Source organism: Microbispora sp. H10670, from assembly GCF_014161385.1.
Classification (GTDB): domain Bacteria; phylum Actinomycetota; class Actinomycetes; order Streptosporangiales; family Streptosporangiaceae; genus Microbispora; species Microbispora triticiradicis.
On record NZ_JABBWW010000006.1, the window covers coordinates 67,872 to 92,652 of the forward strand.

At 71.3% G+C, this 24,781-nt stretch carries 23 protein-coding genes and 1 pseudogene; 16 read left to right on the forward strand and 8 right to left on the reverse strand.

All coding sequences use genetic code 11. The annotated features are described in order from the left end of the window. Positions 1-123: 123 nt before the first annotated feature. The 3 genes and pseudogenes from HHX33_RS10940 to HHX33_RS10950 all read left to right on the forward strand — a co-directional run. Positions 124-1,341 (forward strand): annotated as a pseudogene (locus HHX33_RS10940) (RNA-guided endonuclease InsQ/TnpB family protein); the annotation flags it as partial. 179 nt (positions 1,342-1,520) lie between these two features. Beyond that, the gene (locus tag HHX33_RS37130; RefSeq protein ID WP_310741303.1) at positions 1,521-2,885 is read left to right on the forward strand and encodes a PrsW family intramembrane metalloprotease; all 1,365 of its coding nucleotides are present in this window, start codon (positions 1,521-1,523) and stop codon (positions 2,883-2,885) included. 180 nt (positions 2,886-3,065) lie between these two features. Then, complete coding sequence (locus tag HHX33_RS10950; protein WP_310741304.1) at positions 3,066-4,193, forward strand: lytic polysaccharide monooxygenase auxiliary activity family 9 protein; 1,128 nt, start codon at positions 3,066-3,068, stop codon at positions 4,191-4,193. A gap of 368 nt (positions 4,194-4,561) precedes the next feature. Here the strand turns inward: HHX33_RS10950 and HHX33_RS10955 are convergent, their stop codons facing one another. After that, entirely contained in the window at positions 4,562-5,281 is a 720-nt protein-coding gene (locus HHX33_RS10955) for a SanA/YdcF family protein (protein ID WP_310741305.1), read from the reverse strand. Between the two features lie 5 nt (positions 5,282-5,286). Beyond that, positions 5,287-6,294: a COX15/CtaA family protein gene (locus HHX33_RS10960; protein ID WP_182874486.1), complete on the reverse strand. Its 1,008-nt coding sequence runs from the start codon at positions 6,292-6,294 to the stop codon at positions 5,287-5,289. Positions 6,295-6,467: 173 nt separating this feature from the next. Here HHX33_RS10960 and HHX33_RS10965 point away from each other — a divergent pair, with 173 nt between their 5' ends. After that, the gene (locus tag HHX33_RS10965) at positions 6,468-7,178 is read left to right on the forward strand and encodes a GntR family transcriptional regulator (RefSeq protein ID WP_182874487.1); all 711 of its coding nucleotides are present in this window, start codon (positions 6,468-6,470) and stop codon (positions 7,176-7,178) included. Positions 7,179-7,199: 21 nt separating this feature from the next. On the opposite strand, the gene HHX33_RS10970 is transcribed toward HHX33_RS10965, so the two are convergent. The 3 genes from HHX33_RS10970 to HHX33_RS10980 all read right to left on the reverse strand — a co-directional run bounded on the left by HHX33_RS10970 (position 7,200) and on the right by HHX33_RS10980 (position 9,904). Then, the gene (locus HHX33_RS10970) at positions 7,200-8,111 is read right to left on the reverse strand and encodes an EamA family transporter (RefSeq protein WP_182874488.1); all 912 of its coding nucleotides are present in this window, start codon (positions 8,109-8,111) and stop codon (positions 7,200-7,202) included. Between the two features lie 90 nt (positions 8,112-8,201). After that, the gene (locus HHX33_RS10975; protein WP_182874660.1) at positions 8,202-8,918 is read right to left on the reverse strand and encodes an ABC transporter permease; all 717 of its coding nucleotides are present in this window, start codon (positions 8,916-8,918) and stop codon (positions 8,202-8,204) included. Between the two features lie 56 nt (positions 8,919-8,974). Next, positions 8,975-9,904, reverse strand: a complete 930-nt coding sequence (locus HHX33_RS10980) for an ABC transporter ATP-binding protein (protein ID WP_310741306.1) — start codon at positions 9,902-9,904, stop codon at positions 8,975-8,977. Positions 9,905-10,217: 313 nt separating this feature from the next. On the opposite strand from HHX33_RS10980, the gene HHX33_RS10985 reads away from it, so the two are divergent. From HHX33_RS10985 to HHX33_RS11025, 9 genes are all read left to right on the forward strand, one after another. Then, positions 10,218-11,063 carry a metalloregulator ArsR/SmtB family transcription factor gene (locus HHX33_RS10985; protein ID WP_310738074.1) on the forward strand — a complete coding sequence of 282 codons (846 nt, stop codon included), beginning with the start codon at positions 10,218-10,220 and terminating at the stop codon, positions 11,061-11,063. After that, positions 11,060-12,472, forward strand: a complete 1,413-nt coding sequence (gene sufB, locus HHX33_RS10990; protein ID WP_182874490.1) for a Fe-S cluster assembly protein SufB — start codon at positions 11,060-11,062, stop codon at positions 12,470-12,472. Before HHX33_RS10985 ends, sufB begins: the two co-directional genes overlap by 4 nt. Further along, positions 12,472-13,596, forward strand: coding sequence for a Fe-S cluster assembly protein SufD (gene sufD, locus HHX33_RS10995; RefSeq protein ID WP_182874491.1), 1,125 nt, complete (start codon positions 12,472-12,474; stop codon positions 13,594-13,596). The genes sufB and sufD overlap by 1 nt, the downstream gene beginning before the upstream one ends. Next, positions 13,593-13,919 (forward strand): non-heme iron oxygenase ferredoxin subunit, encoded by a 327-nt coding sequence (locus HHX33_RS11000; protein ID WP_182874492.1) that lies wholly within the window; start codon positions 13,593-13,595, stop codon positions 13,917-13,919. The genes sufD and HHX33_RS11000 overlap by 4 nt, the downstream gene beginning before the upstream one ends. A 6-nt stretch (positions 13,920-13,925) precedes the next feature. Then, the gene (sufC, locus tag HHX33_RS11005) at positions 13,926-14,678 is read left to right on the forward strand and encodes a Fe-S cluster assembly ATPase SufC (RefSeq protein ID WP_182874493.1); all 753 of its coding nucleotides are present in this window, start codon (positions 13,926-13,928) and stop codon (positions 14,676-14,678) included. Beyond that, a complete protein-coding gene (locus tag HHX33_RS11010) occupies positions 14,678-15,943 on the forward strand; it encodes a cysteine desulfurase (protein ID WP_182874494.1) in 1,266 nt (421 codons plus the stop codon). The genes sufC and HHX33_RS11010 overlap by 1 nt, the downstream gene beginning before the upstream one ends. 2 nt (positions 15,944-15,945) lie before the next feature. Then, positions 15,946-16,383, forward strand: a complete 438-nt coding sequence (gene sufU / locus HHX33_RS11015; RefSeq protein ID WP_117410045.1) for a Fe-S cluster assembly sulfur transfer protein SufU — start codon at positions 15,946-15,948, stop codon at positions 16,381-16,383. A gap of 73 nt (positions 16,384-16,456) precedes the next feature. Continuing rightward, the gene (locus tag HHX33_RS11020) at positions 16,457-16,849 is read left to right on the forward strand and encodes a metal-sulfur cluster assembly factor (protein ID WP_396776039.1); all 393 of its coding nucleotides are present in this window, start codon (positions 16,457-16,459) and stop codon (positions 16,847-16,849) included. A gap of 401 nt (positions 16,850-17,250) precedes the next feature. Continuing rightward, on the forward strand, positions 17,251-18,777 hold the full coding sequence (locus tag HHX33_RS11025; protein ID WP_182874662.1) for a DEAD/DEAH box helicase: 1,527 nt from the start codon (positions 17,251-17,253) through the stop codon (positions 18,775-18,777). 144 nt (positions 18,778-18,921) lie between these two features. On the opposite strand, the gene HHX33_RS11030 is transcribed toward HHX33_RS11025, so the two are convergent. From HHX33_RS11030 to HHX33_RS11040, 3 genes are all read right to left on the reverse strand, one after another. Next, positions 18,922-19,818 (reverse strand): carbohydrate ABC transporter permease, encoded by an 897-nt coding sequence (locus HHX33_RS11030; RefSeq protein ID WP_182874495.1) that lies wholly within the window; start codon positions 19,816-19,818, stop codon positions 18,922-18,924. Further along, positions 19,818-20,732: a carbohydrate ABC transporter permease gene (locus tag HHX33_RS11035; protein ID WP_182874496.1), complete on the reverse strand. Its 915-nt coding sequence runs from the start codon at positions 20,730-20,732 to the stop codon at positions 19,818-19,820. The genes HHX33_RS11030 and HHX33_RS11035 overlap by 1 nt, the downstream gene beginning before the upstream one ends. A gap of 123 nt (positions 20,733-20,855) precedes the next feature. Beyond that, on the reverse strand, positions 20,856-22,121 hold the full coding sequence (locus HHX33_RS11040) for an extracellular solute-binding protein (RefSeq protein WP_182874497.1): 1,266 nt from the start codon (positions 22,119-22,121) through the stop codon (positions 20,856-20,858). 321 nt (positions 22,122-22,442) lie between these two features. On the opposite strand from HHX33_RS11040, the gene HHX33_RS11045 reads away from it, so the two are divergent. From HHX33_RS11045 to hisG, 3 genes are all read left to right on the forward strand, one after another. Continuing rightward, positions 22,443-23,408 carry an acetylxylan esterase gene (locus HHX33_RS11045; RefSeq protein ID WP_117410041.1) on the forward strand — a complete coding sequence of 322 codons (966 nt, stop codon included), beginning with the start codon at positions 22,443-22,445 and terminating at the stop codon, positions 23,406-23,408. 131 nt (positions 23,409-23,539) lie between these two features. Continuing rightward, positions 23,540-23,803 carry a phosphoribosyl-ATP diphosphatase gene (locus HHX33_RS11050; protein WP_117410040.1) on the forward strand — a complete coding sequence of 88 codons (264 nt, stop codon included), beginning with the start codon at positions 23,540-23,542 and terminating at the stop codon, positions 23,801-23,803. Positions 23,804-23,870: 67 nt separating this feature from the next. Further along, positions 23,871-24,716 carry an ATP phosphoribosyltransferase gene (gene hisG / locus HHX33_RS11055; RefSeq protein ID WP_138461186.1) on the forward strand — a complete coding sequence of 282 codons (846 nt, stop codon included), beginning with the start codon at positions 23,871-23,873 and terminating at the stop codon, positions 24,714-24,716. The last annotated feature ends 65 nt before the right edge of the window (positions 24,717-24,781 follow it).

Below are 24,781 nucleotides of genomic sequence, written 5' to 3' on the forward strand. Positions count from 1 at the left end.
TTCGGGCGGGGGAGGAATCGGGCTCCCTGCGGAGCGGGGCAGGGGTAGGCGGTTCGCTGCAAGTGGGAGTTCCATGCGAACGAACATGCGATTTTCGCCCGGGCGGGCGGCATGATGTGCGGCATGGCGCAGATCGTGAAGCGGGCCTACCGGTACCGCTTCTACCCGACTCCGGAGCAGGCGTGCGAGCTTGCCCGGACGTTCGGGTGTGTGCGCTTCGTCTACAACAAGGCGCTGGAGGAACGGAGTCGCGCTTACACCTTGGAGGGCCGCCGGGTCTCCTACGCGGAGTCCTCGGCCTTGCTGACGGCGTGGAAGCGCACCGAAGAGTTGGCGTTCCTGGGTGAGGTGTCCTGTGTGCCGTTGCAGCAGGCCCTGCGGCACCTGCAGGCAGCGTTCGCGAACTTCTTCGCCAGGCGGGCCATGTACCCCACCTTCAAGTCCCGCAAGAGGTCGCGGGCGTCGGCCGAATACACCCGCTCGGCGTTCCGCTGGCGGGACGGCCGGCTCACGCTGGCGAAGATGGATGGTCCGCTGGACATCGTGTGGTCGCGTCCGCTCCCGCAGGGGGCGGAGCCGTCCACGGTGACCGTGAGCAAGGACGCGGCCGGGCGGTGGTTCGTGTCCCTCTTGGTCGAGGAGACGATCAGCCCCCTCGCCCCCACGGGGGACGTGGTTGGGGTGGACGCGGGGATCACCAGCCTGGTGACCCTGTCCCGCCCGATCCCCGAACTGACCGACGAGGACGGAAAGGTCGCCAACCCCCGGTATGAGCGGGCCGGTCGTAGGCGCCTGGCCAAGGCCCAGCGCGCGCTGGCGCGCAAGGCGGCGGGCAGCGCGAACCGGGCCAGGGCCCGGCTGAAGGTCGCCCGCGCCCACGCCCGGATCGCCGACCGGCGCCGGGACTTCCTGCACAAACTCAGCACTCGGCTCGTCCGCGAGAACCAAGCGGTCGTGATCGAGGACCTGGCCGTCCGCCACATGGTCAAGAATCACTCGCTGGCCCGCGCCATCTCCGATGCGGGCTGGCGGGAGCTGCGGTCGATGCTGGAGTACAAAGCCAGGTGGTACGGGCGGGAACTGGTCGTGATCGACCGGTGCTTCCCCTCCTCCAAGCTGTGCTCGGTCTGCGGGGCACTGCAGAAGTCGATGCCGCTGGATGTCCGGGTCTGGGAGTGCGCCTGCGGCGCGGTTCATGACCGGGACGTCAACGCCGCCAAGAATGTCCTCGCCGCTGGGCTGGCGGAGAGGTGAAACGCCTGTGGAGCTGGTGTGAGACCTCAACGAGAGTCCTCTCGGACGGGGCGATCGGCGGTGAAGCAGGAAACCCGACCGGCGACGGTCGGAATCCCCTCCCTTTATGAAGGGGAGGATGTCAAGATCGTCTATTGTGCCCCCGGTTCCGCTCCGTACGGCCGATCCTCCCACTCGACATGCGGGATAATTCCCGGCACGGGATCTTTGGGATCTCCTGGGACCGGAGGGGGACCGCAGCGGCCGTGTTCGGTTACAGTCGCAAAGTGGCAGGCCTCGACCCTCGCGCCGTCCTGAAGGAACGCCCGTCCGTCGGTCTGATCGCGGGCCTGGTCATCGCCGGGTTCTGCGCCCTGGTGTCGTTCTCCTTCGACATCATCAACGGCGACCCGGTCCAGTTCTTCATCGCGCTCGGGCTCGCGGTGGCGCCGGTGCCGCTGCTGCTCGCGGGCGTGCTCGCGCTGGACCGCATGGAACCCGAGCCGCGCAGCAACCTGGCCTTCGCGTTCGCCTGGGGCGCCGGCATCGCCGTGCTGCTCGCCGGGCTGCTGAACTCGCTCAACCTCGTCTACGTCGCCCACCAGCTCGGCGACGTCGGCAACGCGCGGAACCTCGTCGCCACCTTCGGCGCGCCGCCGGTCGAGGAGACGGCGAAGGGCCTGGTGCTGCTCGGGCTGCTGTGGTTCCGCCGGCACGAGCTCGACGGCCCGACCGACGGGATCATCTACGCGAGCATGGTCGGGCTGGGCTTCGCCATGTCGGAGAACGTCAGCTACTACATCGCGGCGCTGCAGGAGAACGGCGCCCAGGGGCTCGCCGCCACGCTCGTGCTGCGGGCCGTGCTCTCGCCGTTCGCCCATCCGCTGTTCACCTCGCTGATCGGCATCGCGGTCGCGTACGCCGCCCAGCGCCGGGGCGCGGTGGGGGTCATCGTGATCGTCATCGGCTGGATCGGGGCGATGCTGCTGCACGGCCTCTGGAACGGCCTCGCCACCTTCGGCGGGCTCGGCGGGCTGGCCATCGCCTACCTGCTGCTGATGCTGCTGCTCGTGGTCGAACTCGTCGTGATCTTCCGGGACAGGCGGCGGATCGTCGGGCTGATCCAGCACTACCTGCCGCCGTACGAGCGCAACGGGCTGATCAACCAGGCGGACATCTTCATGCTGTCGTCGCTGCGCCGCCGGAGGCACGCCCGGGCCTGGGCCAAGGCCCTCGGCGGCCGGGCGGGGGCGCGAGCGATGATCGACTACCAGCTCGCCTCGACCGAGCTCGGGCTGCTGCACGCCCGCGCGGCCAGGGGCGGGGTCGACGAGGAGACCTTCCGCGCCCAGCAGCGGTCGCTGGCGGACCTGATGGCCTACGCCCGGATGTCCTTCCCGCTGCCGGAGCGTCATCAGGCGGACGCGGCGCGCGGGGTGCCGCCGCCGGGGTACGCCCCCGGCGCGCCGCCCCCGGGCCGATGGCCGGGCGGCCCCGCCGTGCCGCCCTGGTACGGACCGCCCGGTCCCGGCGGCCTTCCCCCCGGCGGTCATGCCCCCGGCGGTCTTCCCCCCGGCGGTTACGGGCAGCAGCCGCCGCCCGGCGGTCCCGGAGGGTACGGCCCGCCGCAGGGCGGACCCCGGCCGAACTGATCTACCGGCCGCGGTTGGCCCGGGCGCCTCACGCGTGTTTCAATCATGGTGCGCGGTGGCCACTGATGGGTGGGCTCAGGAGGGCGTGCGGAGATGCCGCACGCGTTCTTCTCGTACGACAGCTCAAACGGCGCGACCTTCCTCCCCGAAGGCGTGCCCGCCCATCAGAGGAGAACCCCTGTGAGATTCCTGCCCCTGCGAACTCCGCGGTTGAGATCCGGGCGCAACCTCGCCGTCCTCGCCGCAGTGGCGGCCCTGCTCGCCGGCGTCGTCGCGATTGTGACCCAGACCGCCGCCGAGGCCCACGGCGCGCTGCAGGCCCCCGCCAGCCGCACCTACGCCTGCTACACCGACGGCCTGACCGGTGGCCAGATCATTCCCAAGAACGCCGCCTGCAAGGACGCGGTGGCGGCCGGCGGCACCCAGCCCCTCTACGACTGGTACGGCGTGCTCCGCTCCGACGGCGGCGGCCGCACCCGGGGCTTCATCCCCGACGGCCAGCTGTGCAGCGGCGGTTTCAGCAAGTACGCCGCCTACGACGCGGCCAGGACCGACTGGCCGACCACCACGGTCAGGGCCGGCGCGACGTACGACTTCGTCTACGGCGCCTGGGTGCCCCACCCCGGCGGCTTCAAGCTCTACGTCACCAAGGACGGCTACGACCCCACCAAGCCGCTGACCTGGGCGGACATGGAGGAGCAGCCCTTCCTGACGGCCGACCCCGAGCCCGCGGTCACCAACGGCGCGTACCGCTTCTCCGGGAAGCTGCCCAACAAGAGCGGCCGGCACATCATCTACGCCGTCTGGTACCGCTCCGACAGCCAGGAGACGTTCTACGGCTGCTCGGACGTGGACTTCGTCGGCGGCAACCCGTCGCCGAGCGCGTCCCCTAGTGCGTCCCCCAGCGCGTCGCCCCGTGTGAGCCCCAGCGTGAGTCCCAGTGTGAGCCCCAGCGCCAGCCCGAGTGCCACGCCCAGCCGGAGCCCCTCGGCGTCCCCGACGACCGGGAACCCGTCCTGCACCGCCACGGTGAAGCTGACCAACACCTGGCCGGGCGGCTTCCAGGGTGAGGCCACGATCAAGAACACCGGCACGAGCCCGCTGAACGGCTGGTACATCCAGTGGCAGCTGTCCAACGGCGCGACGGTCACCCAGGCGTGGAACGGGACCTCCATGCAGAGCGGGCCGTTCGCGATGATCCACGCGCCGACGTACAACAACTCGCTGGCCCCGGGGGCCTCGGCCACTGCCGGGTTCCTCGGCTCCGGGTCGGCCGCGCCGACGATCAGCGACATCAGCTGCGGCTGAGCGGCGCGCGACGGTGAACTGAGTCGGATTCGCGGGAGACACCCGGGGAGGCCGCCGTGACGGCCTCCCCGGGCGTCGCGCGATGGGTGGGCGGAGGAGGGTCCGCCTCGTACCCGCGGTGCGATAGCCACTTGTGGTGTGGCCTCACCTCCCGTACGGATAGGTGGGAGCGCTCCCACGTGCCCCGGACCCTAACGCCCTCCTCCGTCACCGGCCAGCGGCCCGGGTCCGCCCGCCGCAATCGGCCCAGGTCGCCGGAGGCGGCCGGATGAAAGTTTCGCGGCACGACGTCAGGTCACAATGCGCGGCGTCGCCCGCCGCCGCGCGGAGCGGACCGAGCCGTACCTCTCAGGAGAGGAGCCGCTCCGTCAGCGGGCCAGCGCGCGGTCGAGGGTGACCTCGCGCCGGCCGAGGAACCGCGGCGAGGAGCGCAGGACCAGGCCGTCGAGCAGGCCCTTGGCGGCGGCGGGGAACTCCCGCATCGCGTAGACCACCGTCTCCGTCGGCCAGTCGCGGCTGGAGTCGTCCCCGACGCCGAACGCGTCGAGCCCGGCGGTCCGGCACAGCGCGACGGCCCGGGGGAGATGGAACACCTGAGTGACCACCACGAGACGCGACGCCCCGAAGATCTCCTTGGCCCGGACGCAGGAGTCCCAGGTGTCGAACCCGGCGTAGTCGAGCACGATCCGCTCGCCGGGGACGCCCCTGGAGACCAGGTAGTCGCGCATGACCGTCGGCTCGTCGTAGTTCTTGCGGCTGTTGTCGCCGGACAGCAGCAGGGCCCGCACCCGGCCCGCGCGGTAGAGGTCGGCAGCGATGTCGAGCCGCGTGCGAAGCATGGGGGAGGGGCGGTCGCCCATGACGCCCGCGCCGAGCACGAGCGCGGCCGGCATGGCGGGCACCGAGGCGGTCCACCGCGTGCCCGGCTCCGCCGTCACCCGGTGCGCCGCGCTCGTCAGCCAGGCCCAGGTGATCGGCGCCAGCGGCAGCACGCTCAGGGCGACGAGGGCCTGGAAGCCCCGGCGCCGGGCCGTACGCGACCAGGTCCAGGGCGCCAGGCGGGGCGAGGGGCGGGGTAGGCCTCCCACCGCGGTCACACCGCCGCGTGGTGGAGCTCCGGCCGTTCGGCCGCGGAGACGGGAACAGGACCCCGGGTGCGCATGAGGAACACGACGCGGAGCGCGCAGATCCACACGAGCGTCGCCCCGAGCACGTGCAGCAGCACCAGGGCCGCGGGCACGGCGAGGAAGTACTGGACGTACCCGACCACGCCCTGCGACAGCTCCACGCCGAGCAGCACGAGCGCGGCACGCCGGGCGCGGCCAGGGGAGTCGGTCACGTGCAGGGCGAACAGCAGGGCGAACGTCAGCCCGACGACGAGGTAGGCGACGTCGGTGTGCAGCCGCACCACGCTCTGGATGTCGAAGCCGAACCGGGAGGCCGCCTCGTCCCCCGAGTGCGGGCCGGTTCCGGTCACCACGACCCCCGCCAGCAGCAGCGTGAAGGCGGCGGCGACCAGCACGTACCCGAGCGTGCGGATGTCCTTGTGGACCAGCCGCTGCCCCGGGGCGTCCCCCTCGGAGGCCCGCGCGTACAGCACGACGGCGGCGGCGGTCATGCCGATCGAGAAGAGGAAGTGGACGCTGACGGTCACCGGGTTGAGCATGCTGTGCACCACCAGGCCGCCCCACAGCGCCTGCACGACGACTCCGGCCGGCTGCAGCAGCGCGAGCCGCAGCAGGACCGGCCTGCCGCGTTCGCCGCGTCCCAGCCTCCAGGCGGCGACCACGCACGCGGCCGCGACCGCGAGCACCAGGAACGACAGCAGCCGGTTGCCGAACTCGATCGCCATGTTGACCGGGGCGTGGGTGTCGATCCGCGCCGGCACGAAGCTGCCGGGCGTGCAGCGCGGCCAGGTCGGGCAGCCGAGGCCCGAGCCGGTGACGCGGACGGCGGCGCCGGTGATCGTGATGCCGACGTTGACCACGATCGCCGCGAGCGCCCACCGCCGCATCGACTCGGCCGTCGGGAACACGATCGAGCGGTACAGGGCGAGCACGGCGGAGCGAATCCGGTCAGTCGTGGGCTTCACGACATTCATGGTAGGCGGCCCGGGGGGTGGTCCCCTCCCCGCCCCGGGGGCCCGTGCCTGCGCGAAGGGCCGCTCCCCGGAGCCCGTACGCGTAGATCATCGCGGGCGGGGAAACGGTACGATCGGCCGTGGAGCGTGAGGAGGGCGGTGGCCGGACGATGTCCGGGGCGGGGGGAAGGCAGATGCGCGGAGAACCGGTACGCGGGGAGCCGGGCCGCGGAGAGCCCTGCGACGCCGGCCCGGCGGTCCCGGCCACCCGGCAGAACCTGCGCGAGCAGGTGGCGCAGGCGCTGCGCGACGCGCTGGTGGCCGGGGAGATGCGGCCGGGCGTCGTCTACTCGGCGCCCGCCCTGGCGGCGAGGTTCGGCGTCTCCGCCACACCTGTGCGCGAGGCGATGCTCGACCTCGCGAAGGAGGGCCTGTTCGAGGCCCTGCGCAACAAGGGCTTCCGGGTAGCCGAGGTGTCCGAGCGGGACCTCGACGAGATCATCGAGATCCGGCGGCTGATCGAGGCGCCCACGGTGGCCCGGCTGGCCCGGGAGGGCCGCGCCGCCGAGGCCGAGGAGCTGCGCCCGCTCGCCCGGGAGATCGTGGCCGCGGCGGCCCGCGGCGACCTGCTCGCCTACGTCGCGGCGGACCAGCGGTTCCACCTGGCGCTGCTGGGCCTGTCGGGCAACGCCCGGCTGGTGGAGACGGTCAGGGACCTGCGGGCCCGGGCCCGGCTCTACGGGCTGCGCGGGCTGCCCGACACGCGGATGCTGGTGGCCTCGGCCCGCGAGCACCTCGACCTTCTCGACGCCGTCGTACGCGGCGACGTCCCGGCGGCCGAGCGCCTGACCCACCACCACATCCAGCAGGTACGCGCGATCTGGTCGGCCGACCCGCCGCAGTAGGGCCCGGCGGCGGCGGACGGTTCAGCCGCCGGCGCGGGTGGCGCCGATGGAGGCGACGACCACGCAGCCGATCGCCGCCCACTCGCGGCCCTGGAGCACCTCGTGCAGGACGAACAGGCCGACGAGCGCGGCGACGGCGGGTTCCAGGCTCATCAGGATCCCGAAGACCCGCTTGGGCATCCGGCGCAGGGCCTCCAGCTCCAGCGAGTACGGGATGACCGAGGAGAGCAGGCCGACGCCGGCCCCGAGGAGCAGGACCTCGGGCCGCAGCAGGGCGTCGCCGCCCGCCACGACCCCGACGGGGGTGACGAACACCGTGGCCACGATCATGGCGAGGGTCAGCCCGCTCGCGCCGGGGAACCGGGCGCCGGTGGCCGCCGAGAACACGATGTAGGCGGCCCAGAACGTCCCGGCCAGTGCGGCGAACCCGATGCCGGCCCAGGTCGCGGAGCCCGCCTCGCCCCAGGGCGCGAGCAGGATCACGCCGGCGGCGGCCAGCGCCACCCACAGCAGGTCCAGCCGGCGGCGGGAGGACACCACGGCCAGGGTGAGCGGCCCGATGAACTCGATGGACACCGCGATCCCGATCGGCAGCCGGGCCAGGGCCTCGTAGAACGACAGGTTCATCAGGCCGAGGCTGAGCCCGAAGGCGACGCCGACGCCGAGGTCGCGCCGCGACAACCCGCGCACCTTCGGCCGCACCACGGCCAGGAGCATGACGGCGCCGGTGGCGATGCGCAGGAACACCATCGCCGCGGGAGGAACCTGCCCGAACAGGTTCTTGGCCAGCCCGGCCCCCACCTGCACCGACAGAATGGCCAGCAGCACCAGCCCCGGCGGCGGCACCGCGTCCGACGCCGCCCGCAGCGCCCTGCCGGCCCGTGGCCCCGCGCGATACGGCTCGGCTGCCCCGGACAGCGATTCAGCCGTCATGCCCAACCCTCACCCGTCACCCCGATCAGCGCAAACTCCGCAATCATACGTGTAGACAGATGATGCAGAACGGGCGACGGACCCGCCGGACTACTCCCAGCGGAAGGTGCGGGCGGCCAGGGCGAGGGCGGCGACGGCCCAGCAGAGCAGCACGAGCAGCGGGCCGCCGGGGAAGCCGCCGCCGTCGCTGAGGACGCCGCGCAGGCCGGAGGTGAGCGCGCTGATCGGCAGCAGTTCCAGCACCTGCCGCACCCCGCCCGGGAACCGGTCCAGCGGGAACAGCACGCCGCCGAGCCCGAGCAGCACCAGGTAGACGAGGTTGGCCCCGGCGAGTGTCGCCTCCGCCCGCAGCGTGCCGGCCATGAGCAGGCCGAGGCCGCTGAAGGCCGCCGTGCCGAGCAGCAGGAGCGGCACGGCCCACAGCGGGCCGCCGTGCGGCGACCAGCCGAGGGCCAGGGCCACCACGGTGATCACCACGATCTGCAGCACCTCCACCGCGACGACGGCGACGGTCTTGGCCAGCAGGAGCCCGGTCCGCGACAGCGGGGTGGCGCCCAGGCGCCGGAGCACGCCGTACCGCCGCTCGAAGCCGGTGGCGATGGCCTGGCCGGTGAACGCGGTCGACATGACCGCGAGCGCGAGGATGCCGGGGGCGACGAAGTCGACCCGCCGGCCGCCGCCGACGTCCACGAGTGGGGCCGCGGAGAAGCCCGCCAGCAGCAGGATCGGGATGATCAGGGTGAGCAGGAGCTGCTCGCCGTTGCGCAGCGTGGCCCGGATCTCCGCGCCCGCCTGCGCGAGCACCATCCGGTGCAGCGGCGCGGCTCCGGGCCGCGGGGTGAGGTCCAGCGTGGTGATCGCGCTCACCGCAGCTCCCTGCCGGTCAGTTCGAGGAAGACGTCCTCCAGCGTGCGCCGCTCGATGCGCAGGTCCTCGGTGGTCACGCCCTCGGTGGCGCACCACGCGGTGACGGTCGCCAGCAGCTGGGGGCCGACCTGTCCCTCGATGATGTAGTGCCCCGACGGCGACTCCTTGGCGGCGCTGCCCGGCGGCAGCGCCGCGAGCAGTTCCTCCACGTCGAGGCCGGGGCGGGCACGGAACCTGAGCTGGCGCTCGGCGCCGGTCAGCTCCGACGGTGTGCCCTCGGCGACCACCCGTCCGTGGTCGATGACCACCACGTGGTCGGAGAGCCTCTCGGCCTCGTCCATCTGGTGGGTCGTCAGCACGACCGACACCCCGGCGTCGCGCAGCGCGGTGACCAGGTCCCAGCAGGCGTGCCTGGCCTGCGGGTCGAGCCCGGCCGTCGGCTCGTCCAGGAAGACCAGCTCGGGCCGCCCGACGACGGCCGCCGCGAGCGACAGGCGCTGCTGCTGGCCGCCCGACAGCCGCCGGTACGGCGTGCGCGCGTGCGCGGTCAGGCCCAGCAGGGCGAGCAGGGCGTCCGGATCGAGGGGGTGGGCGTAGAACCGGGAGACCACGCGCAGCCATTCGCCCGCGCGGGCGGCCGGCGGCACCCCGCCCGCCTGCGGCATGATGCCCAGGCGCGGCTTCAGCGCGGGATCGGCCGGGTCGAGCCCGAGCACCCGCACGGTCCCGCCGTCCGGCCTGCGGAACCCCTCGCAGATCTCGATCGTGGAGGTCTTGCCCGCGCCGTTCGGGCCGAGGATGGCGGTGACCGCGCCCCGGGCGCAGGTGAAGGCCAGCCCGTCGACGGCCGTGGTGCGGCCGTACCGCTTGACCAGTCCGTCGATCTCGACCGCCGGCGCGCCGTCACCCACCGCGCCGTCACCCACCGCTGTCACCCACGCCGCCGGGCGTGCTGCCTACCCCGGTCACGCGACCGGCCTCCCCTCACAGACGCGACCGCGCGGCGGGACGGAAATCCGGACCCCGCTCCACGCCGTCGACTGCATCGAGTTTAGGGAGCGGCGGGCGCGCTCTCGTCGGCGGACGCCGCTCGCGAACGTCCGCGGAGTAAAGAGCACGGAAAACCTTCGCGGCGCCGTCGTCGCAGGTTAGGTAAGCCTTGCCTGCGTGAGAAATTGCATGCCCGCCGACCCCGTCTTGGGTTTGTCGACCGGGAAGGAATTACGGCACACTGATGTTGTGAAAAACGTGCAGGGGCGACAGAGCGTGGAGAAGGCCGTGGCGACGCGGCCGTTCTCGGCGTCCGCGTCCCCCGCGCGTGAGGCCGCCGCCATCGGCGCCGGCAGGGGCGACATCAGCGCCGAGCGGGGCACCCGGGCCAGGGTGGCCCGGCTCATCCTGGAACACGGGCCGGTGACCGCCGCGGCGCTCGGCGAGCGGCTCGGGCTGACACCGGCCGCGGTACGCCGTCACCTCGACGCGCTGCTGGCCGACGGCATGATCGAGCCGCGTACGGCCCGCCCCCGCGGTCAGCGGGGACGCGGCAGGCCGGCCAAGATGTTCGCGATCACCGACGCGGGCCGCAGCGCCTTCGTCCACGCCTACGACGACCTGGCCGGCAGCGCGCTGCGCTTCCTGGCCGAGCGCCTGGGCGGCGAGGCGGTGTCGGAGTTCGCGCGGGCGCAGGTGTCCGGGCTGGTCGGCAGGCTGGAGACGCTGATGCGCGAGGTCCCGGCCGAGCAGCGGGTCCGCGTGCTGGCGGAGGCGCTGTCGACGGAGGGATACGCGGCGTCCGCGACCGAGACCGGCAAGGGCGGCGAGCAGCTCTGCCAGCATCACTGCCCGGTGGCGCACGTCGCGGCGGCGTTCCCGCAGCTGTGCGAGGCGGAGACCGAGGCGTTCGCCCGGCTGCTCGGCACTCCGGTGCAGCGGCTGGCCACGATCGCCAACGGCGACGGTGTCTGCACCACCCACGTCAGTTCACCCGCGCTGGCCGCGCGGCACGGCCGTACCGATCCGCCGGTCGCACCCGCACCGGCCGCACACATATCGAGCACAACGACGAGCAAGGAGTCCGGCAGGTGACTGTCACCGACCGCCCGGAGCTGGAAGGCCTCGGGAATTACAAGTTCGGCTGGGCCGACGCGGACGTGGCGGGGGCCACGGCCCGGCGTGGGTTGTCCGAAGAGGTCGTCCGCAACATCTCCGCGCTCAAGAACGAGCCGGAGTGGATGCTCGACCTGCGCCTCAAGGGCCTCCGGCTGTTCCACAAGAAGCCGCTGCCGACCTGGGGCTCCGACCTCACGGGCATCGACTTCGACAACATCAAGTACTTCGTGCGCTCCACCGAGAAGCAGGCCGCCTCCTGGGACGAGCTGCCGCCCGACATCAAGAACACCTACGACAAGCTCGGCATCCCGGAGGCGGAGAAGCAGCGCCTCATCGCCGGCGTCGCCGCCCAGTACGAGTCCGAGGTCGTCTACCACAAGATCCGTGAGGACCTCGAGGAGAAGGGCGTCATCTTCGTCGACACCGACACCGGCCTGCGCGAGCACGAGGAGCTCTTCAAGGAGTACTTCGGCACGGTGATCCCGGTGGGCGACAACAAGTTCGCCGCGCTCAACACGTCCGTGTGGTCCGGTGGCTCGTTCATCTACGTGCCGCCGAACGTGAACGTCGAGATCCCGCTGCAGGCCTACTTCCGGATCAACACCGAGAACATGGGCCAGTTCGAGCGGACGCTGATCATCGTGGACGAGAACTCCTACGTCCACTACGTCGAGGGCTGCACCGCGCCGATCTACTCGTCCGACTCGCTGCACTCGGCGGTCGTCGAGATCGTCGTGAAGAAGGGCGCCCGCTGCCGCTACACGACGATCCAGAACTGGTCGAACAACGTCTACAACCTGGTCACCAAGCGCGCCGTGGCGTACGAGGGCGCGACCATGGAGTGGATCGACGGGAACATCGGCTCCAAGGTCACGATGAAGTACCCGGCCGTCTACCTCATGGGCGAGCACGCCAAGGGCGAGACGCTGTCGGTCGCCTTCGCCGGCGAGGGCCAGCACCAGGACGCGGGCGCCAAGATGGTGCACCTCGCGCCGAAGACCTCCTCGACGATCATCTCCAAGTCCGTCGCGCGCGGCGGCGGCCGCACGTCCTACCGCGGCCTGGTGCAGATCGACGAGGGCGCGGCCGGCTCGGCCTCGACCGTCAAGTGCGACGCGCTGCTGGTCGACCAGATCAGCCGGTCCGACACCTACCCGTACGTCGACGTCCGCGAGGACGACGTCTCGATGGGCCACGAGGCCACGGTCTCCAAGGTGTCGGAGGACCAGCTGTTCTACCTGATGAGCCGGGGCCTCGGCGAGGACGAGGCGATGGCCATGATCGTCCGTGGGTTCGTGGAGCCGATCGCCCGCGAGCTGCCCATGGAGTACGCCCTGGAGCTCAACCGCCTGATCGAGCTGCAGATGGAAGGAGCGGTCGGCTGATGGGCCTGGAGACCAAACCGCTGTCGACGCTGCACGAGAAGGCGTCGTACGACGTGGCGGACTTCCCGGTGCCGACGGGCCGCGAGGAGGAGTGGCGCTTCACGCCGCTCGCGCGGCTGAAGGGGCTGCACGACGGCACGGCCGCCGTCACCGGCGGCGTCGTGGTGGACGTCGACGCCGCGCCCGAGGTGCGCGTCGAGACCGTCGCCCGCGACGACGCCCGGCTCGGCCGGGCCTACACCCCGGCCGACCGGGTCAGCGCGCAGGCGTACTCGTCGTTCGAGAAGGCCACCGTCGTCACGGTGCCGAGGATGACGGCCGCCTCCCGGCCCACCGTGATCACGCTGCGCGGGTCCGGGGCCGGCGCCGCCGCCTACGGGCACATCCTCGTGTCGGTGGAGCCGATGGCCGAGGCCGTGCTGGTCCTGGACCACCGCGGCAGCGCGGTCTACGCCGACAACGTCGAGTTCGACGTGGCCGAGGGCGCGACGCTGAAGGTCGTCAGCCTGCAGGACTGGGACGACGACGCCGTGCACGTCTCCCACCACCACGCGAGGCTCGGCAAGGACGCGACGTTCCGGTCGTTCGTGGTCACCCTCGGCGGCGACCTCGTACGGCTGTCGCCCTCGGTGTCGTACACCGCCCCGGGCGGCGACGCCGACCTCACCGGGCTCTACTTCGTGGACGCCGGGCAGCACCTGGAGCACCGCCTGCTGGTGGACCACAGCGTGCCGAACTGCCGCAGCAACGTGACCTACAAGGGCGCGCTGCAGGGCGACGCCGCCCACGCGGTCTGGATCGGCGACGTGATCATCCGGGCCGAGGCCGAGGGCACCGACACCTACGAGCTCAACCGCAACCTCATCCTCACCGACGGCGCCCGCGCCGACTCGGTGCCGAACCTGGAGATCCTCACCGGCGAGGTCGCGGGAGCGGGCCACGCGTCCGCCTCCGGCCGCCTCGACGACGAGCACATCTTCTACCTGCAGGCCCGCGGCATCCCGTTCGACGAGGCCCGCCGCCTGGTCATCCACGGGTTCTTCGCCCAGCTGCTGGAGAAGATCCAGCTTCCGGAGCTGCGCGAGCGCGTGCTGTCCGCGGTCGAGGCGGAGCTGGCCCGATGAGCGGGGAGCCCCGCTGGGAGAAGGTCTGCCAGGTCGCCGACATCCCCGACGGGGGCGTCGTCGGCCTGGAGGTCGAGGACACGCCGGTCGCGCTGGTGCGGACCGGCGGCGAGGTCTTCGCCCTGCGCGACGTGTGCTCGCACGCCGAGGTCCGCCTCAGCGAGGGCGAGGTCTACGACAACACGCTGGAGTGCTGGCTGCACGGCTCCTGCTTCGACCTGCGCAGCGGCAAGCCCACCGGGCCGCCCGCGACCAGGCCCGTCAACGTCTACCGAGTCAAGATCGAAGGCGACGACGTGTACGTCTCGCTCTCGAAGGAGTAAATACCAGTGTCCACCCTTGAGATTCGTGACCTGCACGTCGCCGTGGGCGACAAGGAGATCCTGCGCGGCGTCGACCTGACGGTCCGCAGCGGCGAGACGCACGCCATCATGGGCCCGAACGGCTCGGGCAAGTCCACGCTGGCGTACGCCGTCGCGGGGCACCCCAAGTACACCGTCACCTCCGGCACCGTCCTGCTCGACGGCGAGGACCTGCTGGACATGGCGGTGGACGAGCGCGCCCGCGCCGGCCTGTTCCTGGCCATGCAGTACCCGGTCGAGGTCCCCGGCGTCAGCGTGTCGAACTTCCTGCGCTCGGCGATCACCGCGGTCCGCGGCGAGGCGCCGAAGCTGCGCGAGTTCGCCAAGGAGCTGAAGTCGGGCATGGACGCGCTGTCCATCGACCCGGCGTTCGCCCAGCGCAACACCAACGAGGGCTTCTCCGGCGGTGAGAAGAAGCGGCACGAGATCCTCCAGCTGGAGCTGCTCAAGCCGAAGATCGCGGTGCTGGACGAGACCGACTCGGGCCTCGACGTCGACGCCCTGCGCGTGGTCTCCGAGGGCGTCAACCGGTTCCGCGCCTCCGGCGACACCGGCGTGCTGCTGATCACCCACTACACCCGCATCCTGCGCTACGTGAAGCCGGACTTCGTCCACGTCTTCGCCGGCGGGCGCGTGGTGGAGGAGGGCGGCCCCGAGCTGGCCGACAAGCTGGAGGCCGAGGGCTACGAGGCGTACACCACGAAGGCGGCGTCCGCCTGATGAGTGCCGTGTCCGGCTTCGACGTGGAGAGGATCAGGAAGGACTTCCCGGTCCTCACCCGCGAGCTTCCCGGAGGCAGGCCGCTGGTCTACCTCGACTCCGGCAACTCCTCCCAGAAGCCGGCCCAGGTGGTCGAGACCATGCGCGACCACCTGACCTGGCACTACGGCAACGTCGGCCGGGCCCTGCACGTGCTCGGCAGCGAGTCGACCGTCGCGTACGAGGAGGCCCGCGACAAGATCGCCGCGTTCGTCGGGGCGCCGTCGCGGGACGAGATCGTCTTCACCAAGAACGCCTCCGAGGCCCTCAACCTCGTGGCGTACGCCTTCGGCAACCCCGTCGGCGAGGACGAGCGGTTCCGGATGGGCCCCGGCGACGAGATCGTCATCTCGGAGATGGAGCACCACTCCAACATCGTGCCGTGGCAGCTGCTCGCGCAGCGCACCGGCGCGACGCTGCGCTGGTTCCCGGTGACCGACGAGGGCCGCCTCGACGTCGAGGGCCTGGAGGAGCTGGTCAACGAGCGGACGAAGATCGTCTCGATCACGCACCAGTCGAACGTGCTGGGCACGGTCAACTCGGTCTCGCCGATCCTGGCGCGGGCGCGCGAGGTCGGCGCGCTGATGATGCTCGACGCGTCGCAGTCCGTGCCGCACCAGGCCGTGGACGTGGCCGAGCTGGGCGTCGACTTCGTCGCGTTCACCGGTCACAAGATGGTGGGTCCCTCCGGTATCGGCGTGCTGTGGGGCCGGCGTGAGCTGCTCGAGGCGATGCCGCCGTTCCTCGGCGGCGGCGAGATGATCGAGGCGGTCTGGATGGACCACTCGACGTACGCGCCGGTGCCGCACAAGTTCGAGGCCGGGACGCCGCCCATCGTCGAGGCGATCGGGCTCGGCGCGGCGGTCGACTACCTGAACGCCGTCGGCATGGACCAGATCAAGGCGCACGAGAAGGAACTGGTGGCGTACGCCCTGGAGGCGCTGCCGGAGATCCCCGGCCTCAGGATCATCGGGCCCCGCACGCCCATCGCCCGCGGCGGCACGATCTCGTTCACGCTGGAGGGCATCCACCCCCACGACGTGGGGCAGATCCTCGACGACGTGTACGGGATCGCGGTCCGGGTAGGTCATCACTGCGCCCGGCCGCTGCATCTCAGGTTCGGCATCCCGGCCACCACACGGGCGTCTTTCTACCTGTACAACACGACGGCCGAGATCGACGCACTGGTCCGCGGCCTCCACCACGTGCAGAAGGTGTTCGGCTGAACATGATCGCTGAATCCATGTACCAGGAGCTGATCCTGGAGCACTACAAGCATCCCCAGGGGCGCGGCCTGCGTGAGCCCTTCGACGCCGAGGTTCACCACGTCAACCCCACCTGCGGCGACGAGCTGACGCTGCGGGTGAAGGTGGCCGACGGCGGCAAGGTGCTCGACGTGTCCTACGACGGCCAGGGCTGCTCGATCAGCCAGGCCGCCGCCTCGGTGCTGCACGAGCTCGCCACCGGCTCCACGGTGGACGAGTCGCTGTCGGTGGTGGAGGAGTTCACCCGGCTGATGCAGGGCAGGGGCCAGGTGGAGCCCGACGAGGACGTGCTGGGCGACGCCGTGGCGTTCGCCGGCGTGGCGAAGTTCCCGGCCAGGGTCAAGTGCGCGCTGCTGGCCTGGATGGCCTACAAGGACGCGCTGATGCGGAGCCAGGGATGACCGGACACCCCACCGGTGTTGACACCCTGGCTGGGCGCACAGACCGGCCCGGGAGAAGAGCTGAGGAGACGACGTGAGCAAGCCCACCGAGACCCCGACGGGAACCGTGACCGAGACCGCCGAGCCCGGCGCCTTCGACGGGTCTCCCAGTCTGGACGACCTGATGGAGGCGCTGAAGGACGTCGTCGACCCCGAGCTCGGGATCAACGTGGTCGACCTGGGCCTCGTCTACGGCGTCAACCTCGACCCGGCCGGCGAGGGTGAGCGGCCGATCGCGACGATCGACATGACGCTCACCAGCGCCGCCTGCCCCCTCACCGACGTCATCGAGGACCAGGCCAACTCGGCGCTCGCCGACCTGGTCTCCAACGTGGTCATCAACTGGGTCTGGCTGCCGCCGTGGGGCCCGGACAAGATCACTGACGAGGGCCGCGACCAGCTCAGGATGCTCGGCTTCAACGTCTGATCCGTCCCGCTGCCCGTCCATGGCGGCCTTCCGCCGGGAGGCCGCCCGCCGGTGCTCATCCCGCCGCGCGGGTCCGCGTCGCCCCGCGCCGCGCGGGAATGCCGTAGAGTGATTCTTTGCTCCATCTTGTGCGACGCGAGTCGAGTGTCCGCGGGAAGCCGCCGCCAGGCGGCCCACCGCACCGGACGCCGGCTTGTGGTTCTCTGGGTGCACGGTTTCAGGGCGCACGGTTCTCCGGGCCCAGGGCCGCCGGTCAGTCATCGGCGTGCCGCGCCCCGATCGGTACGGCTCGCCGTACGTCATGGGTCGTCCTTTCGCAGAAGTGACGCCCCGCGTGCTCCGGCACGTTCTCAACCCGCCCACGTGGCGGGATCTCCTACGAAAGGCACGATTACGTGACCATGCTTGACCTCGGTGACGGCGCGACCGCCGGTATCACCGAGAACCCCGTTGAGTTCGCGGATCTGGGACTGCCCAGGCCGCTCGTGACGGGGCTCGCCCGGCAGGGCATCACAGCGCCGTTCCCGATCCAGCAGGCGGCCATTCCCGACATCCTCGCCGGACTCGACGTCCTCGGGCGGGGCCGGACCGGCTCCGGCAAGACCCTCGCGTTCGGCCTGCCCACGCTGGCCAGGATCGCGGGGGAGCGGGCCCGCCCCCGGCGGCCCCGCGCCCTCGTCCTCGTGCCCACCCGCGAGCTCGCGCTCCAGGTGGCGAACGCCATCGAGCCGCTCGGCCGGGGGCTGTCGCTGCGCACCAGGACCGTCGTCGGCGGCATGCCGATGGGCCGTCAGATCGAGGATCTGCGCCGCGGGGTCGACGTCGTCGTCGCCACGCCCGGCCGCCTCACCGACCTGATCGAGCAGGGCGAGTGCGACCTCGGCGAGGTCGAGATCACCGTCCTGGACGAGGCCGACCACATGTGCGACCTTGGGTTCCTCCCGGTGGTGACCGCGCTGCTGGCGCGCACGCCGGCCGACGGCCAGCGGCTGCTGTTCTCCGCGACGCTCGACGGCGACGTGGACAAGCTGGTCCAGCGGTTCCTGACGGACCCGGTCGTCCACTCGCTGGACCCGGCCACCTCCCCCGTCGACACGATGGAGCACCACCTGCTCCAGGTGCACCGGGAGGAGAAGACGGACGTCACGGCGGAGATCGCCAACCGCGACGGGCGGACCATCCTGTTCGTGCGGACCCAGCACGGCGTGGACCGGGTCGTCAAGCAACTGGCCCGGGCGGGGGTCCGCGCCGGCGGCCTGCACGGCGGCAAGCGGCAGAACCAGCGCACCCGCATCCTCGACGGGTTCCGCCGGGGCGACATCGGCGTGCTCGTCTGCACGGACGTCGCGGCCCGCGGCATCCACGTGGACGACGTGAGTCTCGTGCTGCACGTGGACCCGCCGGCCGACCACAAGAGCTACCTGCACCGCGGCGGCCGTACGGCCCGCGCCGGCGAGCACGGGGTGGTTCTGACGCTGGTGCTGCCGAGCGAGCGCCGCGCCACCGAGTCGCTGACCCGCAAGGCGGGGGTCGTCGCATCCCGGCACCGGGTGGCTCCGGGCGACCCGATCCTGGCCGACATCGCCGGGGCCAGGCGGCCGAGCGGCGACACGGTGCCCGTGTGGGAACCGGAGGTGCGTACGCCGCTGCGGTCCCGGCCGGACGACCAGTCCCGGGCCGGCCGCCCCCGGCGCTTCGGCGACCGTTCCCGCGGCGGTGGCGGCGGCGGTGGCACCGGGCGTGCCGGTGGCGACCGTTCCTTCAACGGCGAGCGTTCCTACGGCGGCGACCGGCCGCACAGTGCTGACCGGCCGCACAGCGGTGACCGCTCCTACGGCGGTGGCGGACGTCCCCGCGGTGGCAGTGGCGGCGGTGGCGGCTACAGCGGTGGCGGGCGCGGCGGCGGCCGCCGGTACACCGGCCGCTGACGCGCCTCTGACCCAGGCCGCCTGACCCGGGCCTTCTGACGGCGCCTTCTCCGACTGGCCCTCCCGAGGGGAGGGATCGCGATCCGGATGCTGATCGCGATCCCTCCCCTCGGTGCTTTCCCGGTGCGTCCCCGGCGGCGTCGCTCAGCCCTTGAGGCCGCTCAGCACGATCCCCCGGGTGAAGTAGCGCTGGAAGACCAGGAAGAAGACGATCGACGGCAGAGAGGCGAGCAGGCCGCCCGCCATGATCGCTCCCTGGTTCTGCGCCCCAGTGAAGTAGGAGTTGAGGCGCGCGAGCGCGACCGGGATGTTCGCCATCTCGTCGCTCTGCACGAGGATCAGCGGCCAGAGGAAGTTGTTCCACTCGGCGAGCACGATGAAGATCGACATCGCGGCGAGGGCGGGGCGCAGCAGCGGCAGCACGATCCGCCACCAGATGCGCCACTCCCCGGCCCCGTCGACCCGGGCCGCCTGGACGAGCTCGTCCGGGATCGAGTGGAGGAACTGCACCAGGAAGAACAGCACGAACGCCTTGGCCAGCGCCGGGACGACGTAGCCCTGGTAGGTGTCCAGCCAGCCCAGGTTCCGCATGATGACGTAGTTGGGCACCAGCGTGGTCTGCCAGGGCACCATCATCGAGGCGACGATCATCAGGAAGATCAGCCGTCTGCCCGGCACCCGGTGCTTCGTGATCACGTACGCCGCCAGCGAGGCGATCAGCAACGAGCCGGCCGTGATCGCGACCGTGATCACCAGGCTGTTGAACATGAACCGGCCGAAGCCGAAGTCGACCTGGAACCGCTGGAAGATGCCCTGGAGATGGCCGGGGTTGACCGCGGTGGGGGAGTAGCCGGGGTCGTAGAAGTTGTCCAGGGTGGGGTGTTCGGGCACGAACGACGGCGGCTGCCTGTCGATCTCCGTCACCGGTTTGAACACCGTGATCACCATCCAGTAGAACGGCGCGATCATGGTGAGCGACAGCAGGTAGAACGGCAGGCGCAGCAGGACGCCGCGCCGGGCGCCGCCGGGCCGGACGGTCATCAGAGCTCCTTCAGGGCGCGGCCGATGCGGAGGTTGACCATGCTGAGCGCGAAGATGATCACGAAGAGCACCCACGCGATCGCCGAGGCGTAGCCGAGCTTGAAGTGCGTGAAGCCCTGGTCGTAGAGGTAGGGCACGATCATCAGGCCCGAGTCGAGCACGCCGCCGATGTTGTTGGTGCCCCGGAACACGATGTAGACGGCTTCAAAGACCTGGAACGCCCCGATCAGGCCGGTCACGACCACGTACGTGGTGACCGGGCGCAGCAGCGGCAGCGTCACCCGGCGGAACTGCTGCCAGGGCGTGGCGCCGTCGATGCGGGCGGCCTCGTAGTACTCCTGGGGGATGGTGTTGAGCCCGGCGACGTACAGGACCATGCCGTAGCCCATCCCGCCCCACACCGACATGAGCACGAGGATCGGGATCGTGAGCCAGGGCGTGGCCAGCCACTCGACTGCCCGGCCGCCGAACCATCCGGCGACGGTGTTGGCCAGGCCGAAGTCGCCCGGATTGAAGATCCACTTCCAGAGCAGCATGAGCGCGATGGACGAGGTCACCGAGGGCAGGAAGAAGACGGTCCGCATGACGCGGTGCGGCCAGCCCGACCCGCTGAAGGCCAGCGCGAGACCGAGCGACAGCAGCGTGCCGATGCCGACGGACGCCACCACGTAGAGGAACGTGTTGCCGAGGGCGTGCCGGAACCGGTCGTCGTCGAACAGCAGGCGCCGGAAGTTCTCCAGCCCGGTGAACTCGGGGGCGGTCACCCCGTCGAACCTCGTGAAGCTGAGATAGAGCGAGTTGGCCAGCGGCCAGACCAGGAAGCCGGCGAACAGGGCGAGGAACGGCAGCAGCATCAGATAGGACGTGCCGTGGCGGCGCCATCGGTGCCGGGAGACGGCGGCAGGGGTTGCCATCAGATTCTCCAGTCGGAAGGGGGCCGCCCCGCGGTCCGTACGGACGCGAGGCGGCCGGTGAGGGGTGCCGCGGCCGGTGAGAGGTCAGGTGTCACCGGCCGGTCCGCGGCCGTGGGCGGGCGGTCAGCCGGCGTTGCGCTCCATGACCTTGGCGGCCTCGCCCAGGGCCGTCTTCATGTCGGCCTTGCCGAGGATCGCCGACTGGAGGTGCTTGGCCACGTCGCCCGCGCTCTCGTCCCAGCCGGGGCATCCGGGGGCCGCGGCGCCGGTGCTGATGATCTTCGCGAACACCTCGGACTGCTGCGGCTGGAACGGAGAGTCGGCCACCTTGTCCGGACGCGGCGGGAGGTAGGAGACGTTGCGGGCCTTCGACTCGGCGTTCACCGCGTCGACCGCCTCGTCGGTGTAGAGGTACTTCACGAAGTCGGCCGCCTGCTGGATGTGCTTGCTGTAGGACGTCACCCCGACCGCCCGGCCGCCGATGAAGGTCGTCGGGCCCGCCGGGCCGGCCGGCAGCGGGGCCACCGCCCACCTGCCCTTCAGCTTGGGCTTGGAAGTGTCGATGACGAGGGCGTTCCAGTTGCCGCCGTAGACCATCGCGGTGCCCGCGTCCAGCGCGTCCGAGGTGGTGACCGTGTCGGTGGGCGCGCCGTACTTGTGGTGCAGGTCGATCCAGAACGACAGCGCCCGCTCGGCCTCGGGGGTGCCGAGCGAGGGCTTGCAGTCCGGCGTGTAGAAGCTGCCGCCGGCCTGGTAGAGGAAGTTGAAGTAGCCGATCCAGTCGAGGTTGCCCCAGTCGATGCCGAACGGCGTCCTGACCCCGGCGTCCTTGAGCTTCCGGATGTCGGCGGTCAGTTCGTCCCAGGTCGCGGGCGGCTCCTTGATCCCGGCCTTCTCGAACAGGTCGGTGCGGTAGTAGAGGGCCTCGGTGGACATGTCGAGCGGGATGCCGTAGACGGTGCCGTCGGGGGAGACGGCCGACTTCCACTGGGCGGGCTGCGCCTGCGCCTTGAGCTGCTCGACGCCGTACTTGCGCAGGTCGACCATCCCGCCGCGCAGGCCGAACTGGATGGTCCAGGTCATGCCGCCGGAGACGACGTCCGGCCCGCTGCGGCTGGTGGAGGCCGCGAGCAGCTTGGCGTACGCGTCGTCCCAGCTCAGCGTCTGCACCTTGATCGTCACATTGGGGTGCGACTTCGTGTACAGGTCGGCCGCCTTCTGGAAGGCCGCGCTCTCGTCGTCGCCTCCGGTGGACCACCACGTGATCGCGGCGGGGGCGTTCGCGTCGGCCTGCCGGGTCTCCGGGGTGCCGCTCGTCGCGCAGCCCGCGCCGAGGGTGATCAGGCCGGTGATGAGGGCGGCGCGGGCGGCCGCTGTCGTTCGTCGCATGGGGTCTCCGATCTCACGGACGGTGATCGATTGACATGTCGTGCCCCCGAGAGGCGGCCGCCGCGAGACCGTGCCGTGCGGACGCACCTCACACGCGTGGAATTCGTGCAGAGTCCAGCACTAAACCGGATTAGTTGCAAGAGGGTCTTTCAGTCCGTCAATCCGGGCTTTACAGGTCATCAGGCGTGATTACGCAGGTGATCGCCGTATCCGATCAGGAGATTCGTTCCGGTTGGCGACCCTTAACCGGGTCAGAACCCTGAAACGAGGCACTTGTGTAGCCTTGACCGGCGTATGCCCCACCAGTCCACGGGAGCCCCCATGTTCGTTGACATGCCCCTCGACCACCTGCGTGCGTACCTGCCCGAGCGCCGGGAGCCGGCGGACTTCGACGACTTCTGGGACCGGACGCTCGCCGAGGCGCGCGAGCACGACCTGAACGCCGTCTTCGAGCCGTACGAGGCGGACCTCGCGCTGGTGGACGTGGCCGATGTGACGTTCGCCGGGTTCGGCGGGCATCCGATCAAGGGGTGGTTCATCGCGCCGGCGGGCGCGTCCGGCCCGCTGCCGTGTGTGATGGAGTTCATCGGGTACGGCGGCGGCCGCGGCCGGCCGCACGACTGGCTGCTGTGGCCCGCCGCGGGCTACGCGACCTTCGTGATGGACACCCGCGGGCAGGGCGGCACCTGGCGCTCGGGCGACACGCCCGACCCGGTCGGCGGCAACGGCGCGCAGATCCCCGGCAAGCTCACCCAGGGCGTGTTCGACCGGCACGACTACTACTACCGGCGGCTCTACACCGACGTCGTGCGGGCGGTGGAGGCGGCCAGGTCGCATCCCCTCGTGGACGCCGGGCGCGTCGTCGTGACCGGCGGCAGCCAGGGCGGCGGCATGGCGCTGGCCGCCGCGGCGCTCGTGCCGGACCTCGCGTACGCGTTCGTCAACGTGCCGTTCATGTGCGACATCCGGCACGCGGTGGAGATCACCGACGAGGACCCGTACGGCGAGCTGGGGCGGTTCTGCGGCATCCACCGCACCCGGGTCGAGGAGATCTTCGCCACGCTCGGCTACTTCGACGGGCTGCACTTCGCGGCGCGGGCCCGCACGCCCGCCCGGTTCTCCGTCGCCCTACGCGACGGCGTCACCCCGCCCTCCACCGTGTTCGGGGCGTACAACCACTACGCCGGCCCGAAGGACATCACCGTGTGGCCGTTCAACGGCCACGAGGGCGGGGAGTCGCAGCAGGCCCTGGAGCAGCTCCGGCTGGCCCGCAAGATCCTCGGCTGAGTCCGGCCGGACGCGGGCGTGATCTCGCCCTGTGATCTCGCAGGGTGGACGCGGGGCGCGGACTCCCCGCGTCCGCAACTACCCTGGGGCCGATACCCTGAACGGGCAGGCCCACGATTCCGAGAGAGACCATGAAGACCTTCGAAGAGCTGTTCGCCGAGCTGACAGACAAGGCCCGGACCCGGCCCGCGGGGTCCGGCACCGTGGCCGCGCTGGACGCCGGTGTCCATGCCATCGGCAAGAAGGTCGTCGAGGAGGCCGCGGAGAGCTGGATGGCGGCCGAGCACGAGTCGGCGGAGCGGGCGGCGGAGGAGATCTCCCAGCTCCTCTACCACGTCCAGGTGCTCATGCTGGCCCGCGGGATCGGGCTGGACGAGGTCTACAAGCATCTGTAGCCGCCGCGGCGGCCCCGGATGTCCTGAATCTCATCGACCTCGTCCTGCCTGGAAGGATCTTTCACTCATGCTGCGCATCGCCGTACCGAACAAGGGCGCGCTCTCCGAGGGCGCCCAGACCATGCTGAAGGAGGCGGGCTACCGCCAGCGCAGGGACAGCAAGGAACTCGTGGTCGTCGACTCCGAGAACTCCTGCGAGCTGTTCTTCCTGCGCCCCCGCGACATCGCCGTCTACGTCGGCGAGGGCACCCTGGACGCCGGCATCACCGGGCGCGACATGCTCTTCGACTCCGGGGCGCCGGCCGAGGAGGTCATGCCGCTCGGGTTCGGGCGGTCCACGTTCCGCTTCGCCGCCCCGGCCGGCGCCCACTCCGGCGTGGCCGGCCTGTCCGGCCTGCGCATCGCCACCTCGTACGCCGGGCTGCTCGGCAAGTACCTGGCCGACCAGGGCGTGGACGCCCGGGTGATCAAGCTCGACGGCGCGGTCGAGACCGCGATAAGGCTCGGCGTCGCCGACGCGGTGGCCGACGTGGTGGAGACCGGCACGACGCTGCGCAACGTCGGGCTCGAAGTCTTCGGGGAGCCGATCGCGCACTCCGAGGCCATCCTGATCAAGCGGGCCGGGGCGCCGGAGGCTAACGGCTTCCAGCAGCTCATCCGCCGCCTGCAGGGCGTGCTGGTGGCCCGCGACTTCGTCATGATCGACTACGACATCCGGGCCGAGCGCATCGACGAGGCCATCTCGATCACCCCGGGCATGGAGGGGCCGACCGTCTCCCCGCTGCACCGCGAGGGCTGGGTGGCGGTGCGGGCGATGGTCCCGCGCAAGGGCCACCAGCAGGTCATGGACCAGCTCTGGGAGATCGGCGCCAAGGCGATCCTCGTCACCGCCATCTTCGCCTGCCGCCTGTGACCCGTGGGGCCGGCCGCACGCGATGACATTTGTCATCGCGGAGGCCGGAGGCATCCCACTGCCGC